General features: G+C 64.9%; 27 protein-coding genes. 16 read left to right on the top strand and 11 right to left on the bottom strand.

Going from position 1 to position 26840, the window contains the following annotated elements:
* The first annotated feature begins 21 nt into the window (after nt 1-21).
* From JEY66_RS27365 to JEY66_RS27345, 5 genes are read left to right on the top strand one after another with little or no spacing between them, the layout of a single operon-like run.
* Nucleotides 22-1206, top strand: coding sequence for a lipid-transfer protein (locus JEY66_RS27365; RefSeq protein WP_016848399.1), 1185 nt, complete (start codon nt 22-24; stop codon nt 1204-1206).
* Nucleotides 1207-1214: 8 nt separating this feature from the next.
* Nucleotides 1215-1670, top strand: a complete 456-nt coding sequence (locus tag JEY66_RS27360) for a MaoC family dehydratase N-terminal domain-containing protein (protein ID WP_018271089.1) — start codon at nt 1215-1217, stop codon at nt 1668-1670.
* The gene (locus JEY66_RS27355; RefSeq protein ID WP_016848405.1) at nt 1667-2071 is read left to right on the top strand and encodes a MaoC family dehydratase; all 405 of its coding nucleotides are present in this window, start codon (nt 1667-1669) and stop codon (nt 2069-2071) included. The genes JEY66_RS27360 and JEY66_RS27355 overlap by 4 nt, the downstream gene beginning before the upstream one ends.
* A gap of 8 nt (nt 2072-2079) precedes the next feature.
* Nucleotides 2080-2907: an SDR family NAD(P)-dependent oxidoreductase gene (locus JEY66_RS27350; RefSeq protein ID WP_016848406.1), complete on the top strand. Its 828-nt coding sequence runs from the start codon at nt 2080-2082 to the stop codon at nt 2905-2907.
* Nucleotides 2908-2919: 12 nt separating this feature from the next.
* Nucleotides 2920-4065 carry an acyl-CoA dehydrogenase family protein gene (locus JEY66_RS27345; RefSeq protein WP_026192633.1) on the top strand — a complete coding sequence of 382 codons (1146 nt, stop codon included), beginning with the start codon at nt 2920-2922 and terminating at the stop codon, nt 4063-4065.
* A gap of 20 nt (nt 4066-4085) precedes the next feature.
* Here the strand turns inward: JEY66_RS27345 and JEY66_RS27340 are convergent, their stop codons facing one another.
* Nucleotides 4086-5576, bottom strand: a complete 1491-nt coding sequence (locus tag JEY66_RS27340) for a methyl-accepting chemotaxis protein (protein ID WP_038379838.1) — start codon at nt 5574-5576, stop codon at nt 4086-4088.
* Between the two features lie 894 nt (nt 5577-6470).
* Between JEY66_RS27340 and JEY66_RS27335 the strand changes: the two genes are divergently transcribed.
* Together JEY66_RS27335 and JEY66_RS27330 are read left to right on the top strand one after the other, a co-directional pair.
* On the top strand, nt 6471-8132 hold the full coding sequence (locus JEY66_RS27335; RefSeq protein WP_016848410.1) for a thiamine pyrophosphate-binding protein: 1662 nt from the start codon (nt 6471-6473) through the stop codon (nt 8130-8132).
* Between the two features lie 42 nt (nt 8133-8174).
* A complete protein-coding gene (locus JEY66_RS27330) occupies nt 8175-9446 on the top strand; it encodes an NAD(P)/FAD-dependent oxidoreductase (protein WP_026192634.1) in 1272 nt (423 codons plus the stop codon).
* 20 nt (nt 9447-9466) lie between these two features.
* Here the strand turns inward: JEY66_RS27330 and JEY66_RS27325 are convergent, their stop codons facing one another.
* On the bottom strand, nt 9467-9700 hold the full coding sequence (locus tag JEY66_RS27325; RefSeq protein WP_016848412.1) for a hypothetical protein: 234 nt from the start codon (nt 9698-9700) through the stop codon (nt 9467-9469).
* Nucleotides 9701-9895: 195 nt separating this feature from the next.
* On the opposite strand from JEY66_RS27325, the gene JEY66_RS27320 reads away from it, so the two are divergent.
* Nucleotides 9896-10054, top strand: a complete 159-nt coding sequence (locus tag JEY66_RS27320; RefSeq protein WP_157183449.1) for a hypothetical protein — start codon at nt 9896-9898, stop codon at nt 10052-10054.
* Nucleotides 10055-10060: 6 nt separating this feature from the next.
* Here the strand turns inward: JEY66_RS27320 and JEY66_RS27315 are convergent, their stop codons facing one another.
* Complete coding sequence (locus JEY66_RS27315) at nt 10061-10249, bottom strand: hypothetical protein (protein ID WP_018271094.1); 189 nt, start codon at nt 10247-10249, stop codon at nt 10061-10063.
* A 293-nt stretch (nt 10250-10542) separates the two neighbouring features.
* Nucleotides 10543-11523, bottom strand: coding sequence for an NADPH:quinone oxidoreductase family protein (locus tag JEY66_RS27310; RefSeq protein WP_018271095.1), 981 nt, complete (start codon nt 11521-11523; stop codon nt 10543-10545).
* 374 nt (nt 11524-11897) lie between these two features.
* Here JEY66_RS27310 and JEY66_RS27305 point away from each other — a divergent pair, with 374 nt between their 5' ends.
* From JEY66_RS27305 to JEY66_RS27275, 7 genes are all read left to right on the top strand, one after another.
* Nucleotides 11898-12671: a motility protein A gene (locus JEY66_RS27305; RefSeq protein ID WP_018271096.1), complete on the top strand. Its 774-nt coding sequence runs from the start codon at nt 11898-11900 to the stop codon at nt 12669-12671.
* 28 nt (nt 12672-12699) lie between these two features.
* Nucleotides 12700-13530: an OmpA/MotB family protein gene (locus JEY66_RS27300; protein ID WP_018271097.1), complete on the top strand. Its 831-nt coding sequence runs from the start codon at nt 12700-12702 to the stop codon at nt 13528-13530.
* Between the two features lie 113 nt (nt 13531-13643).
* Nucleotides 13644-15542 (top strand): potassium transporter Kup, encoded by a 1899-nt coding sequence (locus tag JEY66_RS27295; RefSeq protein WP_026192635.1) that lies wholly within the window; start codon nt 13644-13646, stop codon nt 15540-15542.
* A 154-nt stretch (nt 15543-15696) separates the two neighbouring features.
* The gene (locus tag JEY66_RS27290) at nt 15697-17622 is read left to right on the top strand and encodes a potassium transporter Kup (RefSeq protein ID WP_018271099.1); all 1926 of its coding nucleotides are present in this window, start codon (nt 15697-15699) and stop codon (nt 17620-17622) included.
* 137 nt (nt 17623-17759) lie between these two features.
* Nucleotides 17760-18089 (top strand): rhodanese-like domain-containing protein, encoded by a 330-nt coding sequence (locus tag JEY66_RS27285; RefSeq protein WP_016848419.1) that lies wholly within the window; start codon nt 17760-17762, stop codon nt 18087-18089.
* Between the two features lie 8 nt (nt 18090-18097).
* On the top strand, nt 18098-19267 hold the full coding sequence (locus JEY66_RS27280) for an aminotransferase (RefSeq protein ID WP_018271100.1): 1170 nt from the start codon (nt 18098-18100) through the stop codon (nt 19265-19267).
* 6 nt (nt 19268-19273) lie between these two features.
* Nucleotides 19274-20383, top strand: a complete 1110-nt coding sequence (locus JEY66_RS27275; protein WP_016848421.1) for a polyamine ABC transporter substrate-binding protein — start codon at nt 19274-19276, stop codon at nt 20381-20383.
* 146 nt (nt 20384-20529) lie between these two features.
* Here the strand turns inward: JEY66_RS27275 and JEY66_RS27270 are convergent, their stop codons facing one another.
* From JEY66_RS27270 to JEY66_RS27245, 6 genes are all read right to left on the bottom strand, one after another.
* Nucleotides 20530-21465: a lipid A biosynthesis lauroyl acyltransferase gene (locus JEY66_RS27270; RefSeq protein ID WP_018271101.1), complete on the bottom strand. Its 936-nt coding sequence runs from the start codon at nt 21463-21465 to the stop codon at nt 20530-20532.
* Nucleotides 21466-21482: 17 nt separating this feature from the next.
* Nucleotides 21483-22760 carry a beta-ketoacyl-ACP synthase gene (locus tag JEY66_RS27265; protein ID WP_016848423.1) on the bottom strand — a complete coding sequence of 426 codons (1278 nt, stop codon included), beginning with the start codon at nt 22758-22760 and terminating at the stop codon, nt 21483-21485.
* Between the two features lie 27 nt (nt 22761-22787).
* Nucleotides 22788-23972, bottom strand: coding sequence for a beta-ketoacyl-ACP synthase (locus JEY66_RS27260; RefSeq protein ID WP_018271102.1), 1185 nt, complete (start codon nt 23970-23972; stop codon nt 22788-22790).
* Nucleotides 23965-24441, bottom strand: coding sequence for a 3-hydroxyacyl-ACP dehydratase FabZ family protein (locus JEY66_RS27255; RefSeq protein WP_016848425.1), 477 nt, complete (start codon nt 24439-24441; stop codon nt 23965-23967). The genes JEY66_RS27260 and JEY66_RS27255 overlap by 8 nt, the downstream gene beginning before the upstream one ends.
* Nucleotides 24442-24450: 9 nt before the next feature.
* On the bottom strand, nt 24451-24750 hold the full coding sequence (locus tag JEY66_RS27250) for an acyl carrier protein (protein ID WP_024582229.1): 300 nt from the start codon (nt 24748-24750) through the stop codon (nt 24451-24453).
* A 181-nt stretch (nt 24751-24931) separates the two neighbouring features.
* Complete coding sequence (locus JEY66_RS27245; RefSeq protein WP_026192636.1) at nt 24932-25273, bottom strand: hypothetical protein; 342 nt, start codon at nt 25271-25273, stop codon at nt 24932-24934.
* 461 nt (nt 25274-25734) lie between these two features.
* Here JEY66_RS27245 and JEY66_RS27240 point away from each other — a divergent pair, with 461 nt between their 5' ends.
* Nucleotides 25735-26361, top strand: coding sequence for a ParB-like protein (locus tag JEY66_RS27240; RefSeq protein ID WP_016848428.1), 627 nt, complete (start codon nt 25735-25737; stop codon nt 26359-26361).
* Here JEY66_RS27240 and JEY66_RS27235 read toward each other — a convergent pair.
* Nucleotides 26322-26834: an MgtC/SapB family protein gene (locus JEY66_RS27235; RefSeq protein WP_018271103.1), complete on the bottom strand. Its 513-nt coding sequence runs from the start codon at nt 26832-26834 to the stop codon at nt 26322-26324. The two genes, JEY66_RS27240 and JEY66_RS27235, sit on opposite strands and share 40 nt — an antisense overlap.
* Nucleotides 26835-26840: the final 6 nt, after the last annotated feature.

Here is a 26840-nt window from a genome sequence, read left to right as displayed (position 1 = left end):
TAATTTCCGGGAGGACACGCGATGACGTCACGCACCTATGTTGCCGGGGTCGGCATGATCCCGTTCGTCAAGCCAGGCGCCAATGCGCCGTATCACGTGATGGGCGCGGAGGCCGCGAAGCTGGCGCTTGCCGATGCCGGGCTCGATTACGGCCGTGTGCAGCAGGCCTATGTCGGCTATGTCTATGGCGACTCCACCTGCGGGCAGCGCGCACTCTATCCGGTCGGCATGACCGGCATCCCGATCGTCAACGTCAACAACAACTGTTCGACCGGCTCGACCGCGCTGTTCCTGGCGCGGCAGGCGATCGAGTCAGGCGCGGCCGATTGCGTGATGGCGCTCGGCTTCGAGCAGATGAAGCCCGGCGCGCTCGGGGCCGTGTTCACCGACCGCCCGAGCGCGTTCGATGATTTCGACGCCGCGGCCGACAAGCTGGTCGACGCGCCCGGCGTGCCGCTGGCGCTGCGCTATTTCGGCGGTGCCGGCCTCAGCCATATGAAGAAATACGGCACGCCGCTCTCCGCCTTTGCAAAGGTGCGCGCCAAGGCGAGCCGTCATGCCAAGAACAATCCGCTGGCGCTGTTCCGGAAAGAGGTCACCGCCGACGACGTGATGAACGACCAGGTGATCTGGCCCGGCGTGATGACGCGGCTGATGGCGTGTCCGCCGACCTGCGGCGGCGCTGCCGCGATCCTGGTCTCGGAGAAATTCGCCGACCAGCACGGCCTCAACAAGCAGGTCCGCATCGCGGCGCAGGCGATGACCACGGATACGCCGTCGACCTTCGGTGCCTCAGACATGATGCAGGTGGTCGGCTACGACATGGCGCGCGATGCCGCCAAAAAGGTCTATGAGGCCGCCGGCATCGGGCCTGATGATCTCGACGTCGTCGAGCTGCACGACTGCTTCGCGCACAACGAGCTGATCACCTATGAGGGGCTCGGCTTGTGCGGCGAGGGCGAGGCTGCGAGATTCATCGACGACGGCGACAACTCCTATGGCGGCAGGATCGTCACCAACCCGTCCGGCGGTCTGCTGTCGAAGGGCCATCCGCTCGGCGCCACCGGGCTTGCGCAGTGCTTTGAGCTAACGCGGCAGCTGCGCGGCACCGCTGCGGCGACGCAGGTGGAGGGCGCGCGGATCGGCTTGCAGCACAATCTCGGCCTCGGCGGCGCCTGCGTCGTGACGCTCTACGAACGCGCCTGAGGCCGCCCATGGTCGATCAATCCGCTGTCGGGCGTACATTTACGCCGGTGACCGCGCGCGTGGAGCCGGGGCGCCTGCGCTTCTTCCTCGATACGCTCGGCGAGACGAATGCCGTCTATCGCGACGAGGCGGCCGCGCGGGCGGCCGGCTTCGCGGCGGCACCGGTGCCGCCGACCTATCTGTTCTGCCTCGAGATGATGGATGCACCTGACCCGTTCGAGTTCCTCACGGCGCTCGACATCGATCTGGCGCGCGTGCTGCACGGCGAGCAGCGCTTCGACTATCACGCTCCCGTCGTGGTCGGCGACACTTTGACCTTCCACCCGCGCGTCACTGGCGTGACCGACAAGAAGGGCGGGACGATGACGCTGATCGTGGTCGACACCCCGGTCACCAACCAGAACGGCGTCCATGTCGCCGATGTCTCGCGCACCGTCGTGGTGCGCAATGCGAGGCCGTCATGACCAGCTCTCCCGCGGTCGGCGACCGCATCGTCCGCAAGGAGTTTCCGCCGATCACCCGCCATCGCCTCGCGCTGTATTGCGGCGCTTCCGGCGATCACAACCCGATCCATGTCGATATCGATTTCGCGAAGGCGGCCGGCTTCCCCGACGTGTTCGCGCACGGCATGCTGGTGATGGGTTATCTCGGCCAGGCGCTGACCGACGCGGTGGCGCCGTCGCGTATCCGCTCGTTCTCGACCCGCTTTGCTGCGATCACCCAGCTCGGCGCGAAGCTGACCTGCGAAGGCACGGTGACGGAGCTGATCGAGCAGGGCGGCGAAAAGCGCGCAAAACTTGCGCTGACGACGAAGGATCAGAACGGCGAGGTCAAGCTCGCTGGCGAAGCGGTTATCGCGCTGTAGGAGAGATTATGTCGAAGCTGAAAGGGAAGGTCGCGCTCGTCTCCGGATCGGGTCGGGGCATCGGGCGGGCGATTGCGCTGAAGCTCGCCAGCGAGGGCGCGCGCGTCGTGGTCAACGATCTCGATGCCGAGCCGGGCGATGCGGTCGTTGCCGAGATCAAGGCCATGGGCGGCGAGGCGATCGCGGTCAATGGCAGCGTGACCGAGGCCGGGTTTGCCGATCGCTTCGTCGGCAGCGCGATCGAGCAGTTCGGCGGTCTCGACATCATCGTCAACAATGCCGGCTACACCTGGGACTCGACGATCCAGAAGATGACCGACGAGCAGTTCCAGGCGATGCTCGACGTCCATCTGGTCGCGCCGTTCCGCATCATGCGCGCGGCGTCGGAGCCGATCCGGGTGATGGCGAAGAGGGAGGCCGAGGCGGGCCGCGAGGTGTTCCGCAAGGTCGTCAACATCTCCTCGATCGCGGGCCTTTACGGCAATGCCGGGCAGGCAAGCTATTCCTCCGCCAAAGCCTCGCTGATCGGGCTGACGCGCACGATGTGCAAGGAGTGGGGCCGCTACAAGGTCAACGTCAATTGCGTCGCGTTCGGCCTGATCAACACCCGCCTGACCCAGCCGATCGAGAGCCAGCAGAAAACCATCGACGTCGCCGGCCGCGACATCAAGGTCGGCGTCCAGCCGCAGATGCTGGAGGCGATGGGCCGCATGATCCCGCTCGGCCGCGGCGGCACGCCGGAGGAGGCGGCCGATGCGGTCTATCTGTTCTGCGCTCCGGAATCGAACTACATCAGTGGTCAGGTGATCGTCGCCGGCGGCGGTCTGCTGATTTAATACGAGGGCAGAATGCACTACCGATCGTCCTGGATGACCGAGGAGCTGGACACCTTCCGCGACCAGTTCCGCAAATTCCTCGCCAAGGATCTGGCGCCGCACGCCGAAAAATGGCGCGAGCAGAAGCTGGTCGACCGCTCGGCCTGGCGCGCGCTCGGCGAAATGGGCGCGTTGCTGCCGAGCGTGCCCGAGGCGTATGGCGGCTTAGGGGCCAGCTTCGCCTATGACGCCGCCGTGCTCGATGACCTCGAGAGCACGGTGCCGGAGCTGACCACCGGCGTCTCCGTGCACAGCGCGATCGTCGCGCATTACATCGTCAACTATGGCTCGGAGGAGCAGAAGAAGCGCTGGCTGCCGAAGATGGCGTCGGGCGAGATGGTCGGCGCCATCGCGATGACCGAGCCCGGCACCGGTTCCGACCTGCAGGCCGTCAAGACCACGGCGAAGAAGCAGGGCAATTCCTATGTCATCAACGGCCAGAAGACTTTCATCACCAACGGCCAGGCCGCCGATCTCGTCATCGTGGTGGCGCGGACCGGGGCGCCGGGCGCCAAGGGCATCTCGCTGATTGTCGTCGAAACCGCGGGCGCCGAGGGCTACCGCCGCGGGCGCAACCTCGACAAGATCGGGCTGCACGCATCAGACACGTCGGAGCTGTTCTTCGATAACGTCACGGTGCCGCCGGAAAACCTGCTCGGCGCTGAGGAGGGCAACGGCTTCGTGCAGTTGATGCAGCAATTGCCGCAGGAGCGGCTGTCACTCGCGGTCGGCGCGGTCGCCTCGATGGAGCGCGCGGTCAGGATCACCGCCGAATACACCAAGGAGCGCACTGCGTTCGGCAAGCCGCTGCTCGAATTCCAGAACACCGCCTTCAAGCTCGCCGAGCGCAAGACCGAGGCGATGATCGCCCGCGTGTTCGTCGACTGGTGCGTCGAGCGCCTGGTCGCCGGCGACCTCGATACCGTGACGGCGTCGATGGCGAAATGGTGGTGCTCGCAGAAGCAGGTCGAGACCGCCGACGAATGCCTGCAGCTGCATGGCGGCTACGGCTACATGCAGGAATATCCGATCTCGCGCATGTTCATCGATTCCCGCATCCAGAAGATCTATGGCGGCACCAACGAGATCATGAAGCTCCTGATCGCGCGCTCGCTGTAGGCAAACGCGCGATCCGGCGCCTACATCGCGCGCACGTTCTTGAGGAACTTGTCGACCTGGACTTCCAGCTCGGACGCGTTGCTGGCGAGCTCTCCGGAGGCCGCCAGCACGTTCTCGGCGGCCTTGCTGGCGTCGTCGATCGCCTTGGTCGTGCCGTTGATGTTGGCGGTGACCTCCTTGGTGGCCGCGGCCTGTTCCTCGACGGCGCTGGCGATCACGGTCGAGATCTCGCTGATCTGGACGATGACCTGCGAGATCGCCTTCAGCGCCGTGGCGGTGTTGCCGGTCGCGGCCTGCATCTCGTTGATCTGCGCCGAAATGTCTTCCGTGGCCTTGGCGGTCTGGTTGGCCAGCGCCTTCACCTCGGAGGCGACGACGGCGAAGCCGCGTCCGGCCTCGCCGGCCCGCGCGGACTCGATGGTTGCGTTGAGCGCAAGCAGGTTGGTCTGGCCGGCGATCTGGCTGATCAGCGCGACGACGTCGCCGATCTTCTGCGCCATGGTCACGAGACCCGCGACCAGCTTGTCGGACTTCTCGGCTTCTTCGACCGCCATGCGGGCGATGCGGCTCGCCTCGGTCACCTGGCGGCTGATCTCGTTGACCGAGGACGACAGCTCCTCGGACGCGGACGCCGCGCTCGCCGAGCGCTGATTGACGAATTCGGCGGTCGTCGTCAGCGATCGGGCCGTGCCCTGCATTTGCGTCGAGGCCGACGCCAGCATCCCTGCAAGCCCCTTCACATCCTTCTCGAAATCGTCGGCCAGCTTCACATTGCCTGTCACGACCGACCAGCTCAGCATCGCGCCGGTGTAGTTGCCACGCTTGTCGGTCAGCCCGGAGACCCGCAGGTCGAGCGTTTCCGGCCCGAGCTTGATCTTGGCCGCATGCGGCAGGTTCTTGGGATCGCCGACGATGCGGCGCTGGTGCGACGGGTTCTTGTGGAAGATGTCGAACGAGTTGCCGAGGATCTTGTCCGGCGCCACCGGAAGCAGGTGCTTCACGGTGTCGAGCGTCTTGAGGCTGGTCTGGTTGATGTAGGTGATGTTGAAATCGGTATCGCACATCATGATGTTGATCGGCATGCTGTCGAGCATCTGCAACAGCCGTTCGGTCTGGGTTTCAAGCCGCGCCTTCTCGGTCGCGAGCTCCCAGGTCAGCATCGGGCCGGTGTAGCGGCCGCGCGAATTGGTCATGGCCGTCACGGTGAGATCGAGCGTCTCGCCGCCGATGGTGATGCGCGCCCTGTGCGGCAGGTTCTTCGGGTCGGACAGCAGCCGGCGCTGATGCTGCGGGTTCTTGTGAAAGATATCGATCGATTGCCCGATCAGCGCGTCGACCTTCACCGGCAGCACGTGCTCGATCTTCTTCAAGTTCTCCCGCGTCGACTCGTTGATGTAGGTGATTTTGAAATTGTCCAGCTCGCAGAGCATGACACTGATCGGCATGTCGTCGAACAGCCGGTACGAACTGTCCGAGCCGATCACGCTTGCGACGCTCTTCATCCCCAACATGCATTGTCCTCCAGCCTTGATAATGATCTTGGTGAATTGAAACGGTGCACCTGATCGGCAGCGGAATGCCTTCCATCGCCGGCTCCACGCAGGTGCGCTACACAATTTACAATTTCTGACTGCGTGGAACGGTAGGCGATTCGAATTCCATCAAGAAGGGCGTGCAATGCGCCGCGTGCGATCGCGCAAGACGCGCAAGACGCGATGCAGCGATGAGTGCAGTCGAAATCGCTGCGCAACACCGCGATTTGCTGCGTAATCCGCGCGATCCTGCGCTGCAAGGTGCGAAGCGACCGATCGCTGCACCGTAGTCTTACGGAAGCAGACGCGTGCGCTCCTAATGATTGTTATCGTGCACATGACGCGTTGGCTTATGCAGATTGTGCCACGCCATCGCGCGCAGCGGAGCGCTCCTGACTGCAATCGTCTCGGCGGCCGCGCGCTGTCGGTCTTGGCGATGTGGCGTGCGAGCATTGTTCCGCCTGCGCTCTGTTGCGGCGATCGGCGACCTCGCGATGATCGCGAGGTCGCCGCATCGTCGATAGGAGTGCCAATGAAAGAAGCACGCTCAGGTAGAGACCGTCGCGCGAAGCCCGATCGAGGCCGCGGACCGGCGTCGTGACGTCGGTCCCGCGAGCGCGACGAGATCGCCCTGGAGCCGAACGACGGCGAGCTGCGCTGCTGGCCGGCCGGCGGCTTCAATCCTGCCGGCGATCCTCCGCTCTGCGGAAATCGATGATGAAACAGCGTTGCCCATTGCCTACCGCATGGCTTGGCGCCGCTGCGACCGCGAGACGTAGCTTCGGCCTTGCACCCCATTTCCGTCTATCATACCCCGTAGGTCCACGATCCGCGCGAAGCCCAAGCGCGCGCCAGTACTTGCAGGGAGCCCTCATGACCAAAAGCAATGCCCGCACCGGAGGCCAGATCCTGATCGACCAGCTGGTCGCGCAAGGGGTGGAACGCGTCACCTGTGTGCCGGGCGAGAGCTATCTGGCCGCGCTCGACGCCTTGCACGACAGCCCGATCGACGTCGTGATCTGCCGCGCCGAGGGCGGTGCCGCGATGATGGCGGAGGCCTACGGCAAGCTGACGGGACGTCCGGGCATCTGCTTCGTCACCCGCGGTCCGGGCTCGACTAATGCCGCCCATGGCGTCCACATCGCGATGCAGGACTCCACCCCGATGATCCTGTTCGTCGGCCAGGTCGACACCGGCATGCGCGAGCGCGAGGCGTTCCAGGAACTCGACTACAAGGCGGTGTTCGGCACGATGGCGAAATGGGCGGTCGAGATCGATCGTCCGGATCGCATTCCGGAACTGGTCGCGCGCGCCTTCCGCGTCGCGCTGCAGGGCCGGCCCGGTCCGGTGGTGATCTCGCTGCCGGAGAACATGCTGACTGAAACCGCCGCGGTCGCCGACGCGCCGAAGGTCGAGCCTGCGGCGACCTGGCCGGCGCCGGCCGATCTCGAGCGCCTCGGCAGCATGCTCGCCGGCGCCAAGGCGCCGATCGTGGTGCTCGGCGGCTCGGCCTGGACCGCGGAGGCCGCCAAGGGCATCGCGCGCTTCGCCGAGCGCTTCGACCTGCCGGTTACAACCTCGTTCCGCCGCGCCTCGCTGTTCGACGCCGACCACTCGCATTATGCCGGCGATCTCGGCATCGGCCCGAGTCCGAAGCTCAGGGATCGCATCACCGGCGCCGATGTCATTCTCCTGATCGGCGGCCGCATGTCGGAGATGCCGTCGTCGTCCTACACGCTGCTCGACATTCCGGTGCCGAGCCAGAAGCTGATCCATGTCCATCCCGGCGCCGAGGAGCTCGGCCGTGTCTACCAGCCGGCGCTGGCGATCCAGGCGACGCCTGCGGCCTTTGCCGCCGCGGTCGAGACCATGAAGCCCGCGGCTGCGCCCGCCTGGAAGGGCGAGGCGGCCAAGGCACACGCGGATTACCTCGCCTGGACCGACAAGCCGCGCGAGCTGCCGGGCAGCTTCCAGTATGGCGAGGTCGTGACCTGGCTGCGCGATCGGCTGCCGAAGGATGCCATCGTCTGCAACGGCGCCGGCAACTACGCCGGCTGGATTCACCGCCACCATCGCTTCCACGCGTTCGCCGCCCAGCTCGCGCCGACCTCGGGCTCGATGGGCTACGGCGTGCCGGCGGCCGTGATGGCCAAGCGGCATCATCCGGACCGCGTCGTCGTGGCGTTCGCCGGCGACGGCTGCTTCCTGATGAATGGGCAGGAGTTCGCCACCGCCGTGCAGTACGACGCGCCGCTGATCGTCGTCGTCATCGACAACGCGCAATACGGCACCATCCGCATGCATCAGGAGCGCGACTATCCCGGCCGCGTCGTTGGCACCCAGCTCAAGAACCCGGACTTCGCGCTTTATGCCAAGGCGTTCGGCGGCCATGGCGAGCGTGTCGAGCGCACCGAAGACTTCGCGCCGGCGTTCGAGCGCGCGCTGGCCTCCGGCAAGCCCGCGATCCTGCACTGCCTGGTCGATCAGCGCGCGCTGTCGGTCGGCAAGGACTTTGTGCCGCAGGCCGCGCGCTAGGGCATGATCCGGAAAAGTGCGGAGCGGTTTTCCGAGGAGATCATGCCCAAACAAGAGTCCCGTCATGTCGCGATCATCGGGGCCGGCGCGGTCGGCGTGATCAGCGCCATCGAGGCGCTGCGTGACGGCCACAGCGTCACCTTGATCGATCCGGGCGAGCCCGGCGGCACCCAGGCGGCGAGCTACGGCAATGCCGGTTGGCTGTCGTCGCATTCGGTGATCCCGCCGGCCGAGCCGGGCACCTGGAAGAAGGTGCCGGGCTATCTGATGGATCCGCTCGGTCCGCTGGCGATCCGCTGGTCGTATTTGCCGAAGGCCTTGCCCTGGCTCGTCAAGTATCTGCTGTCGAGCCGGACCGAGGCGCAGGTCGAGGCCACCGCGCGGGCGATGCGCGATCTGTTGAAGGATGCGCCGCTGCTGCACCGGCAGCTCGCCGAGGAAGCCGGCGTGGGCGAATTGATCGAGCGGCGCGGGGTGATGCATGTGTTTCCCTCGCGCGTGCCGTTCGACCGCGATCTCGGCTGGCGCATCCGCAAGCGTGTCGGCATCGAATGGCTGGAGCTCGATGAAGATGAGATGCGCCAGCGCGAGCCCGATCTGCATCCGCGCTACAAATTCGGCGTCGTGGTGGAGGAGGCGGGACGCTGCCGCGATCCCGGCGCCTATGTCGCGGCGCTCGCCGCCCACGCCATCGCAAACGGCGCCGAGCGCGTCGCCGCCAAGGCCACGGGCCTCAGGCTTGCCGGCAACAGGCTGGTCGCCGTGGTCACCGAGAGCGGCGAGATCGCCTGCGACGCGGCTGTCGTCGCCGCGGGCGCGCGCTCCAGGCAACTGACCGCCTCGATCGGCGATCCGCTGCCGCTGGAGACCGAGCGCGGCTATCACGTCATGATCGAGAATCCGGAATCCGGCCCGCGCAATTCGATGATGGCCTCCGATGCCAAGATGGTCGTCAACTGGACCGACAAGGGCCTGCGCGCCGCCGGTACGGTGGAGATCGCGGGGCTTGACGCCGCGCCGAACTGGAAGCGCGCCGAGATCCTGCGCGAGCATCTCTTCAGCATGTTCCCGAAGCTGCCGAGGGATATTCCGCCATCGCGGATCAACACCTGGTTCGGCCATCGGCCGAGCATGCCCGACGGGCGCCCTTGCATCGGTTATGCCCGTGCGACGCGCGATGTGGTTTACGCCTTCGGCCACGGCCATGTCGGCCTGGTCGGATCGGCCCGCACCGGCCGGCTGGTCGCGCAACTCCTGAGCGGCAAGGCGCCGGAGATTCCGCTCGCCCCGTTTGCCCCCTCGCGCTTCCTGTAGGAGGCAACGGCGGCGAAGCCTCAGCTGTCGCCGGCCCAGGCCGTGATCGCGGCCGGCGCGATCACGCGTCTCGGTATGTGCGGATTGATCGTTCCGGCGCTGATGTCCTGCGTCTGAACGAGCAGCGTGCGCGCAAACGCCTTGGCATCCTGCTCGGTCGTGAAGGTACGGGTCTGGCGCGCGAAACGGTGATGTCCGGCGTCAGGATTTCGCATGGCGAACGAGACGTACCAGATGGCCTTGTCGGTCTTCATCGCGCCTCTTTGGTGGTAATCCGCCCGCGCGATCGCGACGTCCTGCTCGATGCTCGATGTGCAAAAAGTGCCAAGACAAAGAATCCTGAAATACAACACATTGCGGCGAATAGACTCCTCGGCGAACCAGCGATGCTAAAGGATCGGCACGTCTACCGATACTGGCGGCATACTACTTGTCAACCGATGGGTGAAATGACAATGCGCCGTTGCGACGTTGGTTCCATCCGGCAATTTGCCATGTCGGACAAGGCGCTGGTCGCGGCCCGCGAGGGCGAAGCGGCGGCCCTGAAGCCCGTGAACTGGTGGCGAGCCGTCACGACAAGTGTCGATACTTTCGAACGCACGACGTAGGCCTCGCTAGATGACTTGGTCCCCCTTGCGTGCTGCGTTGATGGTTTCCTCCACCTCGGCGGCGAGGGCCGTGAGATGTTCGGCGAGCTTGCTGAACAACTCGCGCTTGCGCATGTCAGTCGCCAGGTCGCGGATCAACGCACACTCCGCCGCGTCGCGGCGAAGCTTTTCGAGATGCGTCAGCATGTCCTGCATTTTTCGTCCCCGAATGCCGTACGCCGCAACGCTAAGGCGGCACAGAACCGCGCAACAATAACCTGTGATAGTTTTCGCGGACCTTGGCGACGGTCGCGTATCTCTCCGACCTCTAGGCAGGCTTGGCTTGCGACATTCAGTGTCGTCCCTGCGAAAGCAGGGACCCATAGCCACAAGTGCTGATTGGTGTGCTTCGCTGGAATGACTAGCTCTGTTCACAACATCCGCCGCGGCGTATGGGTTCCTGCTTTCGCAGGGACGACAGCGAGGATGAGGCGATAGTGCTGCCTCTCTCACGACCCGATCCGCACCACCATCTTGCCGAGCGCCGCGCGGGTCTGCATCGTGGTGAAGGCCGCGCGAAAATCGTCGAATGCGAACACCTTGCCGACAACAGGCGTCAGTCGACCATCGTTCAGCCATACCGATAATTGCGTCATCACGCGCGCCTGCGCCTCGGGCTCGCGCCGCGCGATCTGGGCGGCATCGACGCCGATCAGGAGGCCGCCTTTCAGGAGCGGCAGATTGAACGGCAATGCGGGAATGCTGCCGGCCGCGAAGCCGACCACGACATGGCGGCCGTTCCAGGCGATCGAGCGGAACGCCTGCAGCGAGACCTCGCCGCCGACCGGATCGAAGATGACGTCAGGGCCATGGCCGCCGGTCGCGTCCTTCAGCGCCTCGCGCCAATCGGGCTTCGTGTAGTCGACGACCGCGTCGGCACCGAAGCTTGCGGCGAAGCTACGCTTCTCCTCCGTCGAGGCCGCGGCGACGACGCGCGCGCCGAGCAGCTTGCCGACTTGAATGGCGGCGATGCCGGTGCCGCCGGCGGCGCCGAGCACCAGCAACTGCTCGCCGGCCTTGAGCGAGCCGCGCTCGCCGAGCGCATAGAGCGCGGTGAGGTAATTGGTGCGAAAGGCCGCGGCGGCCTCCATCGAGAGTCCGTCGGGCATGATCTCGACGGCATCGGGCGGCACCACGATGTGCTCGGCCAGCGCGCCCGAGCGCGTCGCGCCCATCACCCGCATGCCCGGCGCGATGCCGGCGACGTCGCCTGCGACCGCATCGACCACGCCGGCGAATTCCGCGCCCGGCGTGAAGGGCAGGGCATCCTTGGTCTGATAGCGGCCCTCGACCTTCAGGCCATCGACGAAGCCGATGCTCGCGGCGTGGACCTGGACGCGGATCTGTCCGGGGCCGGGTTCGGGGGTGGCGATCTCCCTCAGCCCGATCTGATCGATGGGTGCGTATTGCTCGACGACAACCGCCTTCATCCTGTCCTGCTCATTGGTTGGTTTCCTCAAGGGGCTTTTCCGTTCCGATTGAATCGGAACGGGGCCCCGGATTCTTGTGTTGACGCGTTTTCTTCACGCGGGCCGGTAGCCAGCTTGTGCGAAAACGCTTCCGGCAAACCTATCCCATGTCCGTTGTTCTACGGGGAGGGGTTTTGCGCATGCAACGGCAGGCTCGCTTGCGGAAAGCCAGCATCTTCAACGACATCGCGAAAAGAACGTCGTTTACCCGTTGTTATCCCTACCAAATTCGGTAACGCGTCCTTAATGGCGTTAACGTTAGGGTTTTCCACGCGGCCCGCCTTGGGCTGCGCGCCGTCCAGGACGGGCAGGTTGCGTACGCGTTGGAGTCTCCTATGGATATCATGACTGGCGCCGGGTTGTTGGCTGGCATCATTGTCATCGCGGTGATGATGTTCATGGGCGGCGACCTGCACATGTTCATCTCCGAACATGCCATGATCATCATCTTCGGCGGTTCGATTTCGGCGACGATGATCCGCTTTCCGCTCGGCGTGATGCTGCATGGCCTGCCGCTCGGCGCCAAATATGCCTTCACGATGAGCCGGCTGTCGGCGCGCGACCTCGTCGACGAACTTGCCCGCATCGCCGAGATCGCCCGCAAGCAGGGGCCGGTCGGCCTGGAAAAAGTCGAGACCGACGAGCCGTTCCTCGCCAAGGGCATCCGTTACGTCGCCGACGGTTACGACCTCGAATTCATCCGCGACAACATGGAACGCGACCGCGACAACTTCCTGATGCACCTCGACGAGGGCAGCAAGATCTATCGCGCGATCGGCGACTGCGCGCCGGCATTCGGCATGATCGGCACGCTGATCGGCATGGTGCAGATGTTCGCCAACATGACCGACCCCTCCAAGCTCGGCCCGTTCATGGCGACCGCCCTGCTTGCGACGCTGTACGGCGCGCTGGTCGCCAATTTGTTCTGCCTGCCGATCGCCGACAAGCTGCATGGCAAGCTGCTCGACGAGGAGACCAACCGCACGCTGATCATCGACGGCATCCTGATGATCCGCGACTCCAAGAGCCCCGCGCTGGTGCGCGAGATGTTGCTGGCCTATCTGCCGGAGAAGCATCGCCAGGAGGAAGGCGAGCCGGTTCCGGCCTGACCGGACCGCGCTTTCGGGAAACGCAGCGATGGCCAAGAAAAAGCGCGGCGACGCCCATACCGGAGGTCACGGCTGGTTCGTGACCTTCGCCGACCTGATGGGCCTGATGATGAGCTTCTTCGTGATGCTCGTCGCGTTCTCCACCATGGACAACAACAAGCTGAAGATCGTCGCCGGCTCGATGCGCGATGCTTTCGGCGTGCAGACCAATGTGCGCTATTCCGGCATCGTCGAATCCGACGGCCTGCCGACCCGGCCGAAGCTGAAGAACGTCGAACACATCTCGCCGGAGGACTCTTCGGCCAATCCGACGCCGGACGAGAAGGAGCGCAGCCAGATCAACGGCGCGCGGCTGAAGATCGACCGCGAATTCGCGCTCGCCTCGGCCTCGCTCCGCCAGGCGCTGCAGGACATGCCGGAGCTGACCGAGATCTCCAAGAACATCATGTTCGAGGAGACCAAGGAGGGGCTCAACCTCGAGATCGTCGACCAAGACGGCCGCTCGATGTTCGCCGACGGTTCCAGGGAGCCGTATGACCGCACCCGCCGGCTGATCCAGAAGCTGGCCGCGCCGTTGAAGGCGACGCCGCTGCGGGTCGCGATCGTGGGGCATACGGCCGCAGGCTTCGTGCCGGCGCGCAGCGATTATGACGGCTTCGACCTGTCCGCGGACCGCGCCAACGCGGTGCGGCAGATCCTGGAGCGGGAAGGGCTGCCGCCGTCGCATATTTTCGCGGTTTCCGGCAAGGCCGACGGCCAGCCGCTGTTTCCCGACGATTCGACGCTGCCGGCCAACCGTCGCGTGACCATCACGTTGATGCGGGAAAATCCGCCACTGCCGCCGGATCTGAAGCCGTAGCTCCGGGTTACCATGCTACCGTCAACTACCACCTGTTGCGCGGTTGACACGCGAAGCGGAAGCGTCGATAGCCGCGCGGATCAAATCAACCGATCGGGCGTTCCAACCTCGCCATGGCTGTCAGCGTCTCATCTACCGAAGCTCAGGAAGGGCAACCCACCTCCAGCTTCTGGGCCCTGACACTCGGCAGCATCGGGGTGGTGTTCGGCGACATCGGAACTTCGCCGCTCTATGCATTCCGCGAAGCGGTCGGCGGCGCCGCGCACGGCCAGCCGGTCACCCGCATCATGGTGCTGGGCGTGCTCAGCCTGATCCTGTGGGCGCTGTTCACCGTCGTCACCGCGAAATACGTGCTGCTGCTGCTGCGCGCCGACAACAATGGCGAGGGCGGCACGCTCTCGCTGATGGCGCTCGGCCAGCGCGCGATCGGACGACGCAGCTGGCCGCTGCTCGCGCTCGGCGTGGTCGGCGCCTCGATGTTCATCGGCGATTCCATGATCACGCCGGCGATCTCGGTGCTGTCGGCGGTCGAAGGCCTCAAGCTCGCCACCCCGCATCTCGAGCACTATGTGGTGCCGCTGACGATCCTGATCCTGGTCGTGCTGTTCTCGGTGCAGAGCTCCGGCACCGCGCGCGTCGCTTCCGCCTTCGGTCCGGTGATGGTGGTGTGGTTCGCCTCGCTGGCGGTGATGGGGCTCGTCCACATCATGGACGACCCGTCGGTGCTGGCGGCGATCAATCCTTATTACGCGCTCCAGTTCATGCTGACCCACGGCACCATCGGCCTGGTGACGCTGGGCGCGGTGTTCCTCGCGGTGACCGGCGGCGAGGCGCTGTATGCCGATCTCGGGCATTTCGGCCGCAAGCCGATCCAGTCCGGCTGGCTGTTCTTCGTGCTGCCCTCGCTGCTGCTGAACTATTTCGGGCAGGGCGCGCTGGTGCTGTCCGATCCCAGCGCGATCGAGAACTCGTTCTACCGCATGGTGCCCGACGTGCTGCTGCTGCCGCTGGTCGGGCTCGCCACCGCCGCGACGGTGATCGCGAGCCAGGCGGTCATCACCGGCGCCTATTCGCTGATCAGCCAGGCGGTGCAGCTCGGGCTCTTGCCGCGCTTCGAGGTCCGCTACACCTCGGAGACCCATGCCGGCCAGATCTACTTGCCGCGCGTCAACCGGCTGCTGCTGATCGGCGTGCTGCTGCTGGTGCTGCTGTTCCGCACCTCGAGCGGGCTGGCGTCGGCCTACGGCATCGCCGTCTCCACCACCATGGTCGCCGACGGCATCATGGGCTTCATCGTGATCTGGAAGCTGTGGAACTGGCGCGTGGCATCGGCCGCCGCGTTGATCCTGCCGTTCGTGATCGTCGACATGACCTTCTTCAGCGCCAATCTGTTGAAGCTGTTCGAGGGCGCCTGGGTGCCGCTGCTGTTCGGCGTCGTGATGGCGACGATGATCTGGACCTGGCGCCGCGGCGCCGCGATCCTGGTCGCCAAGACCCGACGCATCGAGGTGCCGCTGCGCGACCTGATCCACAGTCTGGAGAAGCGGCCGCCGCATATCGTCAAGGGCACCGCGGTGTTCCTGACCAGCGATCCGAGCTTCGTGCCGACCGCGCTGCTGCACAATCTCAAGCACAACAAGGTGCTGCACGAGCACAATGTGATCCTGACCATCGAGACCGCCCCGACGCCGCGCGTCGATCTGTCCGAGCGCGTCAACATGGAGAAGGTGAGCGACAAGTTCACCGCGGTGCGGCTGCGCTTCGGCTACATGGAATCGCCGAACGTGCCGAAGGCACTGGCGGTCGCGCGCAAACTCGGCTGGCAGTTCGACATCATGTCGACCTCGTTCTTCGTGTCGCGGCGGTCGCTGAAGCCCTCGGTCCAGTCCGGCATGCCGCAATGGCAGGACCACCTGTTCATCGCGATGAGCCGGTCGGCTAACGACGCCACCGACTATTTCCAGATCCCGACCGGGCGGGTGGTTGAAGTGGGTACTCAGGTAACTATTTGAGCTGGCAGCGAATTCCGGCGTTGAAAAGCCGCGATCTATGCGTGATGCGCATAGTGGAGGCCTGAATCCGTGCTAACCTATGCATTCCTGCCGGGAGTATAGGCCTGCAACCCGGCATTGTGCAGTGCGGCAGAAGACAGAGGCGCAGCTTCCCATGTCATCCGAGAATGCGATCACCGCGGCGGAAACGCCCGCGGCAAACGGCCATGGCGAGGCGCATTCAACCGCCACCTTCAAGGCATTGATGCTCGGTAGCATCGGTGTCGTCTATGGCGATATCGGCACCAGCCCGCTCTACGCGCTGCGCGAGGCCGTCGTCGCTGCTGCCGGCGGCGAGGGCGCCGTGACGGCGCATGCGGTGCTCGGCGTGCTCTCGCTGATCCTCTGGGCGCTGATCGTCGTCGTCACGCTGAAATACGTCGTGATCCTGCTGCGCGCCGACAACAATGGCGAGGGCGGCACGCTGGCGCTGATGGCGCTGGCGCAGCGCGCGGCGACCAAGGGCGGCGCCGCGATCGTGCTGCTCGGCATCATCAGCGGCGCGCTGTTCTATGGCGACGCCGTCATCACGCCGGCGCTCTCGGTGCTGTCGGCAATCGAAGGCATCAAGCTCGTCACCTCGACATTCGATCCCTATGTCGTGCCGCTCACGGTGGTGATCCTTGTCATGCTGTTCGCGGTGCAGTCGCGCGGCACCGCGCGCGTCGCGGCCTTTTTCGGCCCGGTGATGTGCGTGTGGTTCGCCCTGATCGCGGTCGCGGCGCTGCCGCAGATCGTGCGGCATCCCGAAGTGCTGTACGCGTTCAATCCGATCCTCGCGGTGTCGTTCATGCTGCATCACGGCGTGATCGGCTTCATCACGCTCGGTGCGGTCTTCCTCGCGGTGACCGGCGCCGAGGCGCTCTATGCCGACCTCGGCCATTTCGGCAAACGCCCGATCCAGACCGCGTGGCTGTTCATAGTGCTGCCGTCGCTGGCGCTGAACTATCTGGGGCAGGGCGCGCTCTTGATCGGCAATCCCAAGGGCATCGAGAACCCGTTCTTCCTGATGTTCCCGGACTGGGCCCTCATCCCGATGGTCGCGCTGGCGACCATGGCGACCGTGATCGCGAGCCAGGCCGTCATTACCGGCGCGTATTCGCTGACGCGGCAGGCGATCCAGCTCGGCCTGTTGCCGCGGTTCGAGATCCGTCACACCTCGGAAGCGCATTCCGGGCAGATCTACATGCCGCGCATCAACCGCTTCCTGTTCATCGCGGTCATCGTGCTGGTGCTGATGTTCCGCTCGTCGAGCGCGCTGGCCTCGGCCTACGGCATCTCGGTGACCGGCACCATGGTGGTGACGGCGATGATGGGTTTTGTCGTGATCTGGAAAGTGTGGCGCTGGTCGCCGATCGCGGCCGCCGCGCTGGTCGCGCCGTTCCTGTTCCTGGACATCACCTTCCTGGCCGCCAACCTGCTCAAGGTGTTCGAGGGCGGCTGGGTGCCGCTCGCACTTGGCGGCGCCATGATCGTGGTGATGTACACCTGGCGGCGCGGCAGCCGGCTGTTGTTCGAGAAGTCGCGCAAGCTGGAATTCCCGCTCGCCGATCTCGTCGCGATGCTGGAGAAGCGGCCGCCGCAGCGGGTCTCCGGCACCGCGGTGTTCCTGACCAGCGACCCCGTCAGCGCGCCGACCGCGCTGATGCACAGCCTCAAGCACTACAAGGTGCTGCACGAGAAGAACGTCATCCTGACCATCGAGACCGCGCCAACGCCGCGCATCGATCCGTCCGAGCGGGTGCGGATGGAGCAGCTGAGCGAGACCTTCTCCAAGGTGACGCTGAAGTTCGGCTTCATGGAACAGCCGAACGTACCGAAGACGCTGGCGATCGCCCGCAAGCTCGGCTGGCAGTTCGACATCATGTCGACCTCGTTCTTCCTGTCCCGCCGTGCGCTGAAGCCGGCGGCGCATTCGGGCATGCCGAGTTGGCAGGACCATCTGTTCATCGCGCTGAGCCGCTCCTCGAACGACGCCACCGACTATTTCCAGATCCCGACCGGGCGGGTGGTCGAAGTCGGCACGCAGGTCACGATCTAGGGGCCACGATCCAGCTTTTCCGCGTGGCATCTAACCCGTTTCGGACGCTTGATTTTCTCTGCGCAAGAGGCGACTTTGCGGCCCGGAACGGCGAGCCGCGCGACGCTCGCCAAAGATGATGTCGGGAGGATATTTCCGTGGCGGACCACAAGGTGGAAGATTTGTTTCCGGACGAGGTGTCGAAGGGCATAGCGGAAGGCCGCTATCTGCTGGTCGACGTCCGTGAGCCCAATGAGGTCGCCGTCGAGGCCTATCCCGACGGCGTCGTGGTGCCGCTGTCGACGTTCGATCCGGCGGCGATTCCCGATCCGCAGGGCAAGCAGGTGGTGTTCGCCTGCCGCTCCGGCAAGCGCTCGGTGACGGCCTCGCTGGCCGCCCAGGCCGCGGGCCTGCCCTATGACAAGCATCTGGCGGGCGGCATCATCGGCTGGAAGGCGGCGGGACTGCCGACCAAGACCGGCGGCTGATCCCTGACATGACCTCCATGAACAAGGTCTTCGCGGACCTTCCTGTCACCATCTTCGAGGCGATGTCGCAGGCCGCGCGCGACAACAACGCCATCAATCTCGGCCAGGGCTTTCCCGACGATCCCGGTCCGGAGGACATCCGCCGCGCCGCCGCCGACGCCTCGATCAACGGCTATAATCAATATCCGTCGATGATGGGCATCCCGGAGCTCCGCCAGGCGATCGCATCGCATTACGGCCACTGGCACGGGCTCGAGCTCGATCCGATGACCGAGGTGATGGTCACCTCCGGCGGCACCGAGGCGCTGACCTCCTCGATCCTCTCCGTGGTCGAGCCCGGTGACGAGGTGGTGTGCTTCCAGCCGGTCTATGATTCCTATCTGCCGATCATCCGCCAGGCCGGCGGCATTCCGCGGCTGCTGCGGCTCGAACCGCCGGAATGGCGGCTGAGCGAGGAGATGCTGCGCAGCGTCTTCAATCACAAGACCAAGGCGGTGCTCTTCAACAATCCGCTCAATCCGGCGGCGGTGGTCTATCCGCGCGAGGACCTCGAACTGCTGGCGCGGTTCTGCCAGGAATTCGACGTGGTCGCGATCTGCGACGAGGTCTGGGAACACGTGGTGTTCGACGGCCGCGAGCACATCCCGCTGATCACGATCCCGGGCATGCGCGACCGCACCATCAAGGTCGGCAGCGCCGGCAAGATCTTCTCGCTGACCGGATGGAAGATCGGCTTCGTCTGCGCCGCGCCGCCGCTGCTGCGCGTCGCTGCGAAGGTGCACCAGTTCCTCACCTTCACGACGGCGCCCAATTTGCAAGCGGCGGTGGCATATGGTCTCGGCAAGCCCGACGGCTATTTCCTCGACATGCGCAAGGACATGGCGCGGAGCCGCGACCGCCTGACCAGGGGGTTGGAGAGCATCGGCTTTCCGGTGCTGAAGTCGCAGGGAACCTACTTCCTCACCGTAGACCTGTCGCCGCTCGGGCTCAACGAGACTGATGCCGAGTTCTGCTGGCGGATCGTGCAGGACTACAAGGTTGCGGCGATCCCGGTGTCGGCGTTCTACGAGCAGGATGCGGTGACGTCGGTCGTGCGATTTTGTTTCGCCAAGAAAGACTCGACGCTCGATGCGGCGCTGGAGCGGTTGTCCGACGCCGTCCACCGCCGCAAGAGGTAGGCCAGAATGCGAGAGCAGAACCGTCGTCTCGTCAGCTTCGTCGGCGCGGTCGCGACGGTCCTGCTGCTCTCGGCCTCCGCTGACGCCGAGGAGCGCACGGTCAACTTCTACAACTGGTCGAACTACATGGCGCCGGAAGTCCTGGAGGACTTCACCAAGGAAACCGGCATCAAGGTCGTCTACGATACGTTCGACGCCAACGAGACGCTGGAGACGCGGTTGCTCGCTGGCAAGTCGGGCTACGATGTCGTGGTGCCGACGGGCTACTTCCTGCAGCGCCAGATCACCGCGAAGGTGTTCCTCAAGCTCGACAAGTCGAAGCTGCCGAACCTCGCCAATGCATGGCCCGTGGTAACGAGCCAACTTGCCACCTACGATCCCGGCAACAATTACGGCGCCAACTACATGTGGGGCACCACCGGCATCGGCTACAATGTCAAGATCGCGGAGAAGATTCTCGGTCCCGACGCGAAGATCGACAGTTGGGACATGGTGTTCAAGCCGGAGAACCTCGCCAAGTTCAAGGATTGCGGCATCCACATGCTGGATTCCGCCGACGACATCCTGCCGGCGGCGCTGAGCTATCTCGGCCTCGATCCGAACTCGACCAAGCAGGCCGACCTCGAGAAGGCCGCCGATCTCGTCATCAGGATCCGGCCCTATGTGCGCAAATTCCACTCGTCCGAATATCTCAGCGCGCTGGCCTCGGGCGAAATCTGCTTCGTGGTCGGATGGTCGGGCGACATCATGCAGGCGCGCAGCCGGGCGGCGGAAGCCAACTCCGGCGTCGAGATCGGTTACACGATCCCGAAGGAGGGCGCGCAGATGTTCTTCGACAATCTGGCGATTCCGTCGGATGCGAAGAACGTTGCAGAGGCCTATGAGCTGATCAACTACCTCTACCGTCCCGAGGTCGCGGCGAAGAACTCGAACTTCCTGTCCTACGCCAACGGCAATCTGGCGAGTCAGAAGCTGATCGATCCGAAGATCTTCACCGACAAGAACATCTATCCCGACGAGGCGATGCAGAAGAAGCTGTTCGTGATCACCGCGCGCGATCCCGCGACGCAGCGGATCATCAATCGCTTGTGGACGAGGGTGAAAACCGGGAAGTGACGCGACGCGTCATTCCGGGATGGTGCGTCAGCACCAGACCTGAGATGCGCAATTGCGCATCGGGGAATCTCGAGATTCTCGGTGCGCAATTGCGCACCTGAGGGTTCGATGCTTCGCATCGCCCCGGAATGACAAGTCGGATGAGCCTATCGCCAGCGCCGGTGCAGCCAGAGCCATTGATCGGGATACTCACGGATCCAGCCCTCGACGACGTCGGTGACCGCCTGCATGGTGCCCTGGATATCGATCTGGCCGGATGCGTCGAACACCGGCTTGACTTCCTCGGTGACCTCGCCGCGGAAGCGACCGTCGGGCAGGCGGATGATCCGCGTGCCGTGGATGGGGCAATCGATCTGCCGGCGCAGGCGCGCCAGCAGCGGATTGGCCGTAGTCTTGCGGCCGAAGAAGGTGACGGGAACGCCGTTGGTCAAATACTGATCGACCAGCATCGCGACGTGCTGGCCGTTCTTCAGCGCCTGCGCCAGCTTGAGCGGCGCGTCGCGGCCGGCCGGCACCAGTGTGCCCAGATTGACCGCGCGGATGCGCTCGATGGCGCGGTCGGCGGCTTCGATGTTCGGCCGCCGAAACAGGATGGTGGCGTCGAGCCCATGCGCTGCTGCGGCAATTGGAGAGAGCTCCCAGTTGCCGAGATGTGCGGCGAAGAACAGTGCCGGCTTGCCGTCGTCACGCAACTGGTCGAACAGCTGCTTGCTGCGCGCCGAGAATTCGACGCGACCCGGCTTGTCGGGATTCTGGGGATCGTGATCCCAGATGCGGTCGATGTGCGCGAATTCAGCGCCGATGCGTCCGAGGTTGTGCCAGACGCCCGTCAGGATCTCCTCGATCTCCTCCGGTGACTTTTCTGGAAATGCGGCCGTGAGATTCTCGCGACCGATGCGATCCTCACGCAGCCGGCGGCCGATGAAATGGGCGGCACGGCCGAAGAACCTTGCGGTCTTCTCGGGATCGAAATAGCGCGTTGTACGCAGCAGGCCGATCGTCAGCCCGCCGATCGCCGCGTCGGTCACGGGCTTCGCGGCGTCACGCAGGTGCGCCCTGGCGCGAAGGAGCAGACGTTTCATCTGATGAGGCGAGGGCGCTAAGCCGGCTCGCGCGTCAAGATCAGTGAGGCGTTCTGCCCGCCGAACCCGAACGAGTTCGACATCACGGCGGTCACCTTGGCATCGCGCGCCTTGTTGCCGACCACGTCGAACGGGATCGCGGGATCAGGCACCTCGTAGTTGATCGTCGGCGGAATCCGCTGATGCTCGAGCGTGAGCAGCGAGAAGATCGCCTCGACTGCACCGGCGGCCGAGATGGTGTGGCCGACCATCGACTTGTTCGACGACACCGGAATGTTTTTGGTGTGTTCGCCAAACACGGCCGAGGTCGCAAGATACTCCATCTTGTCGTTTTCCGGCGTCGAGGTCCCGTGCGCGTTGATGTGATCGATTTGCTCGGGCTCCATTCCAGCATCGGCGAGCGTCTTGCGCACGCAGCCGATCGCCGGCTTGCCGTCCGGGCTCGAGCGGGTGCGGTGGAAGGAATCGGTGAGCTCGCCGCAGCCGGCAACGACGCCGAGGATGCGCGCGCCGCGCGCCATCGCGGCGTCGTAGCTCTCGAGCACCAGCGCACCGGCGCCCTCGGCCATCACGAAGCCGTCGCGGTTCTTCGAGAACGGTTTTGAGGCGGCCTGCGGCGGGTCGTTTTGGGTGGAGAGAGCCGACAGCAGCGAGAAGCGCACCATGGCTTCGGGATTGACCGAGCCGTCGGTCGCGATGCACAGCGTTGCATCGGTTTCACCGCGGCGGATCGCCTCGACGCCGAGCTGGATCGCGGTCGCGCCGGACGCGCAAGCCGTCGACAGCGAAATCGGCGACCCTTTGGTGCCGAAGGTCTCGGCGAGGTGGAGCGCGACGGAGCCGAAGGTGAAGCGCCGGTGAAAGTGCGCGAACTTCCCGCCGCTGCAGGTCGCCAGGTATTCGATGATTCCAAAGTCCTTGGTCGGAACCTCGCGCGCGACTTCGAGCCGCTGCGGCCACTCGGTCTCGATCGGTGCGACTGCCAGGAACAGCGGGCCGGGAAAGTCGCCCTTGCTGCCGATGCCGGCTTGCTCGAGCGCTTCTTCGGTCGCGATCTCCGCCAGACGCTGCGACAGGCTGGTCGAGGAGAACGGGTCGACGGTGACGAAATCGACGGCGCCGGCCATCGTCGTCTTCATACTGTCGAGTGGGAAGCGTGTCACGGTCTTGATGCCGGACTCACCCGCGGTGAGGCGCTTCCAATTGTCGGTCTTGCCGCCGCCGAGCGACGTCACGATTCCCATGCCGGTCACGACGACGATCGGTCGGCCGAATTTATCGCGTGGTGCTGTCATGGTGTCCCCGTCGGTGCTTGCGCCGAATTACTTGACGGCCTCGACCAGTGCCATGCCTTCGCCCTGCCAGTGGCCGACCCCCACGACAACAATCTGGGTTGGCGCTTCGGTTTTTTCAACCTCCAGCCCGGTCGGGTCGTTGGCCGGATAGAGCGCGCCGCGCGAGATCGACAGCGCGGCCAGCGCGAGCCCGAGCGGGAACTGCGCCTCCATGGTGTGGCCAAAGGTCGTTCCGGTGGCGCGGACGGCAAAGCCGGCATGCTGGCTGAGGAATGCGCGCTCTTCGGCGGTCGCAGGCTCGGCGCCGGTCGCGCCCGTGATCAGGATACCGTTGTCGCCGCTGACGCCGAGCTGCGGCCACAACGCCTGCAGCGATTTCGTCACGGCGCCCGGCTCCTTGCGTCGGGCAAGGTCGGCGACCACCTTGGTCAGCTTGGCGTACGGCTCGGCGCCGCGGGCCTCGGCATGTTCGCGCGATTCCATCACCAGGAAGGCGCCGGCGGAGCCGATGGCAAAGCCCGGGTTGTTCCTGCGGGCCCAGACCGAGCTATGCTGGTCCTTGAGGGCGAGATCGCCGAATGCATAAAGCATCAAGAGGTCGCCGCGATCGCCGTTATGAGCGGCGCCGACCAAGGCGATGTCACTTTGGCCGGCCCCGATGCGCGCGACCGCGATCCGTGCCGCGTCGATGCTTGAGGCTTCCTCGCCCATGAAGGTGCGCGAGGTCCCGCACACGCCGTGAACGATCGCGATGTTGCCGGCGAGCAGGTTGGAGAGCTGCGCCAGGAACAGCGTCGGGCGCAGCTCGTTCATCAGCTTCTCGTTGAGCAGGGCGGGCGGCAGCTTGCCCTGCGCGTCGGCGTTCATGATCGCCAGGTCGACATTGAGGTCACGCTCGCCGCCACCGGCTGCGATGATCATGTCCATCCGCGACAGGATTTCCTGATTGCCTTTGACGCCGGCGGAATCGAGCGCCAGCCCGGCGGCATAGGTACCGATCCGCTGCCACGTTTCCATCTGACGCTGATCGCCTTTCTTCGGGATCTGGGCGTCGAAGCTGACGGGGGCGATCGGATGGATCACGTATGGCGCGAGACGCTTCTCGTCGGCATTGACGCGCCGGGCGCCGAGCGCCTCCCAATGCGCATCCAGCCCTTCGCCAAGCGAGGAGAGCAGGCCTACGCCGGTGATCCAGACTTCCTTCTCAGCCATGACTCATTGCCTGCTGCGGAAACCCGATCTTGGTGGCCATCGCATCCATGTGCACGCGCAAGTCCGGGCTGGGAAAGGGGATATGACGGAAGGTCAGCTCGGCATTGCACTTGAGCTCCTTGCCGACGCGAACCTTCGCCGAGGTCACGGCGAAGCCTGAACCTTCGTGCTCGATCTTGGCCTCGATGGTCAGGAGCGAACCGGGGCTGACGAAGCCGCGCATCTTGGCTTCCTTGACCATGGCGAGGAAGGGCATGCGCTCGAACTTGGTCAGACCGAGGATCAGCCAGCCCGAGCTCTGGGCCATTGCTTCGGTCAGCAGCACGCCGGGCATGATCGGATAGCCCGGGAAGTGCCCTGCGAACACCGAATGGCTGTCGGGCGGGACATCCGCCTCGACGACAATGGTCCTTGCGTCGAGGTTGAGGTCGACGATCCGATCAATCAGCTGAAAGATTTCGAGCTGCATGATGGGCGATTACGAGCCCGTGCCCGTGCCCGCGTTCTTGGCTGCAACCAGCTCGTCGATGCGGTCGGCGAGATTCTTCAACACGAAATACTGCTCCGTCGTGGCCTTGCCGTCGTTGACCTCCTGGGTCCACTTTTCGAGCGGCATCTTGATCCCAAAGGCCTTGTCGATGGCAAACGCGATGTCGAGGAAGTCGAGGCTGTCGATCCCCAGATCGTCGATCGCGTGGCTCTCCGGCTTGATCGTGTCGCGCGGGATGTCGCAGGTCTCCGCGATAATGTTGGCGATCTGCTCGAATGTGGAGGACATCATTAAGCCTTTGATATATTGAAGGTAATTCAGGGTCGGCTCAGAGGAGGCGGGCGCGTTGCCCCGGAATGCCCGATTGCTGGTGCCGGAGTCGTGTGCCCGTATATCGGAGCAGGGCCGTTAGTTCAATGGAGCTTGGCCGGCCTCGCAAGGACGCTTTTTGGGCAGGGTTCCGGCCAGCCTAGCTGCGCGGCATCACCGTAATCTTCGCGCAATCCCGGCGGCCCATCAGCACGCAATCCTGCGTCTTGCGCAAATCGGCGATGCTCATGGCAAGCCAGATGCCGATCGCGGTGAGCGCCACCGTGAAGGCGAAGGCGGCGATATTGGCGAGCATGCGCTGGCGGAAATCGTCCGGCTCCTCGCGCGGCTTCTCATAACGAGAGAGATCGTTGGCAACGGAGGCCGGGCGAGTCGATCGGAGCGGCCCCTCGCGCTTGCCGGGCGGCTGCGCCGAGGTACGCGGCCGGAATTTGAGCACTACGTGCTCGTCATCCGAGGAGATTGGCCGCTGCGTCTTCACTGTTGTCAGTCCGGTCGCGTCGCCGATTATGTTTAGCATGTTCGCTGCACTTCACACCTAAAATCTTGGTGCGCGCAGAGGTGGTATTCATGCTTCGATCACCTCCAGGAACTGGCTTGCCGTCGAGGCGACTGCTGCGCGGCGTCACGCGGGATGTTCGGCATTGCGATGAGCAGGCCGATGTCGACACATTCGTTCGACCTTCGCGCATGCACAGTTTGCGCTGCAACGCCGTCACGGAGATTGAAGCTGCACGCCGGGCATTGGCAGCCTGCGCGTTGACTGCCTGGGCATCGACAGCCCGAGGGCATCGACAGCCCGGCGGCCGAGGCTGGACCATCCAGCCGTCGGCCCCACCGCTTCGTGAAGCCATTCCGGCAAACCGGACTCTTTCACCCGCCTGCGGGCTCATGACATAGTGGAACCCGTTCCGGAGTGCCGGTCAAAAGGGAGCATGAATCATGGCCCACACGCGCGAGCCTTACGTCAAACCGGTCCCGATCCTGTCGCTGCGGCCGACCCAGATGACGGTCGGCATGCAGGAGGTGACGGAGAAGCGGAAGCGCTGGCGCGAGCACAAGTCGGACAAGAAGCGCGCCGAACTGCTGGGCAAGCACATGATCCCGGTCGTCCATGGTCCCGACGATCGCTACTACGTGGTCGATCACCATCACATGGCGCGGGCGCTGCACGAGGAGGGCGTCAAGGACATCCTGGTCACGGTAATCGGCGATCTCACGATGGTCGAGCGTGACGTGTTCTGGGGCGTGATGGACAACAAGCGCTGGGTCTACCCCTACGATTCCAAGGGCGAGCGCCGCCACTTCAAGGACATTCCGAAATCGATCAAGGATCTCAGGGACGATCCGTTCCGCAGCCTCGCCGGCGAGATGCGCCGGGCGGGCGGTTTTGCCAAGGACACGACGCCGTTCAGCGAATTCCTGTGGGCCGATTTCCTGCGCCGCCACATCCCGCGCAAGACGGTGGAGAACAATTTCGCCAAGGCGCTGGAGAAGGGACTGGCGCTCGGCCGCAGCAAGGACGCGGTCTATTTGCCCGGCTGGTGCGGGCCGGCATCCGACGACTGATCTGCCGCGGCCTCCGGCCTGTGCTGATCCTCCTTGCCACCGAGCGCGTGGTGCAGCCATCGCTCGGTCCGCTTGCCGAAGGTCAACAGCAGGAACGCCAGCACGACGGCGGTGACGACGATCGGCCAATGTCCGGCGCCGCAGACGATGCCGACGCAAGCCGCGAAGAATGCGCACGCGGCGCTGGTCAGGCCGCGGACCTGGAAGCGGTCGCCGTGCCGCACGATCACGCCGGCGCCGAGAAATCCGATGCCGGTCAGCACGCCCTGGATCACGCGGCTCACCGCGTCGGTGAACTTGCCGGGCTCGACGGCCTGCAATGCCAACAGCACGACCATCGCCGTCGAAAGGCTGACGAGACCCAGCGTCTTCAGGCCGATCGGCTTGCCGTGCAGGTCGCGGTCGAGCCCGATCGCGCAGCCGGCAAGGGTGGCCGCGCCGAGACGCAGGATGATCTCGCTCCAGTCCGCCAAGGCGTC

The sequence above is a fragment of the Bradyrhizobium elkanii USDA 76 genome, assembly GCF_023278185.1.
GTDB classification, from domain to species: domain Bacteria; phylum Pseudomonadota; class Alphaproteobacteria; order Rhizobiales; family Xanthobacteraceae; genus Bradyrhizobium; species Bradyrhizobium elkanii.
The sequence above is the reverse complement of the archived record's forward strand: the minus strand, read 5'-3'. Positions and strand labels throughout refer to the sequence as shown.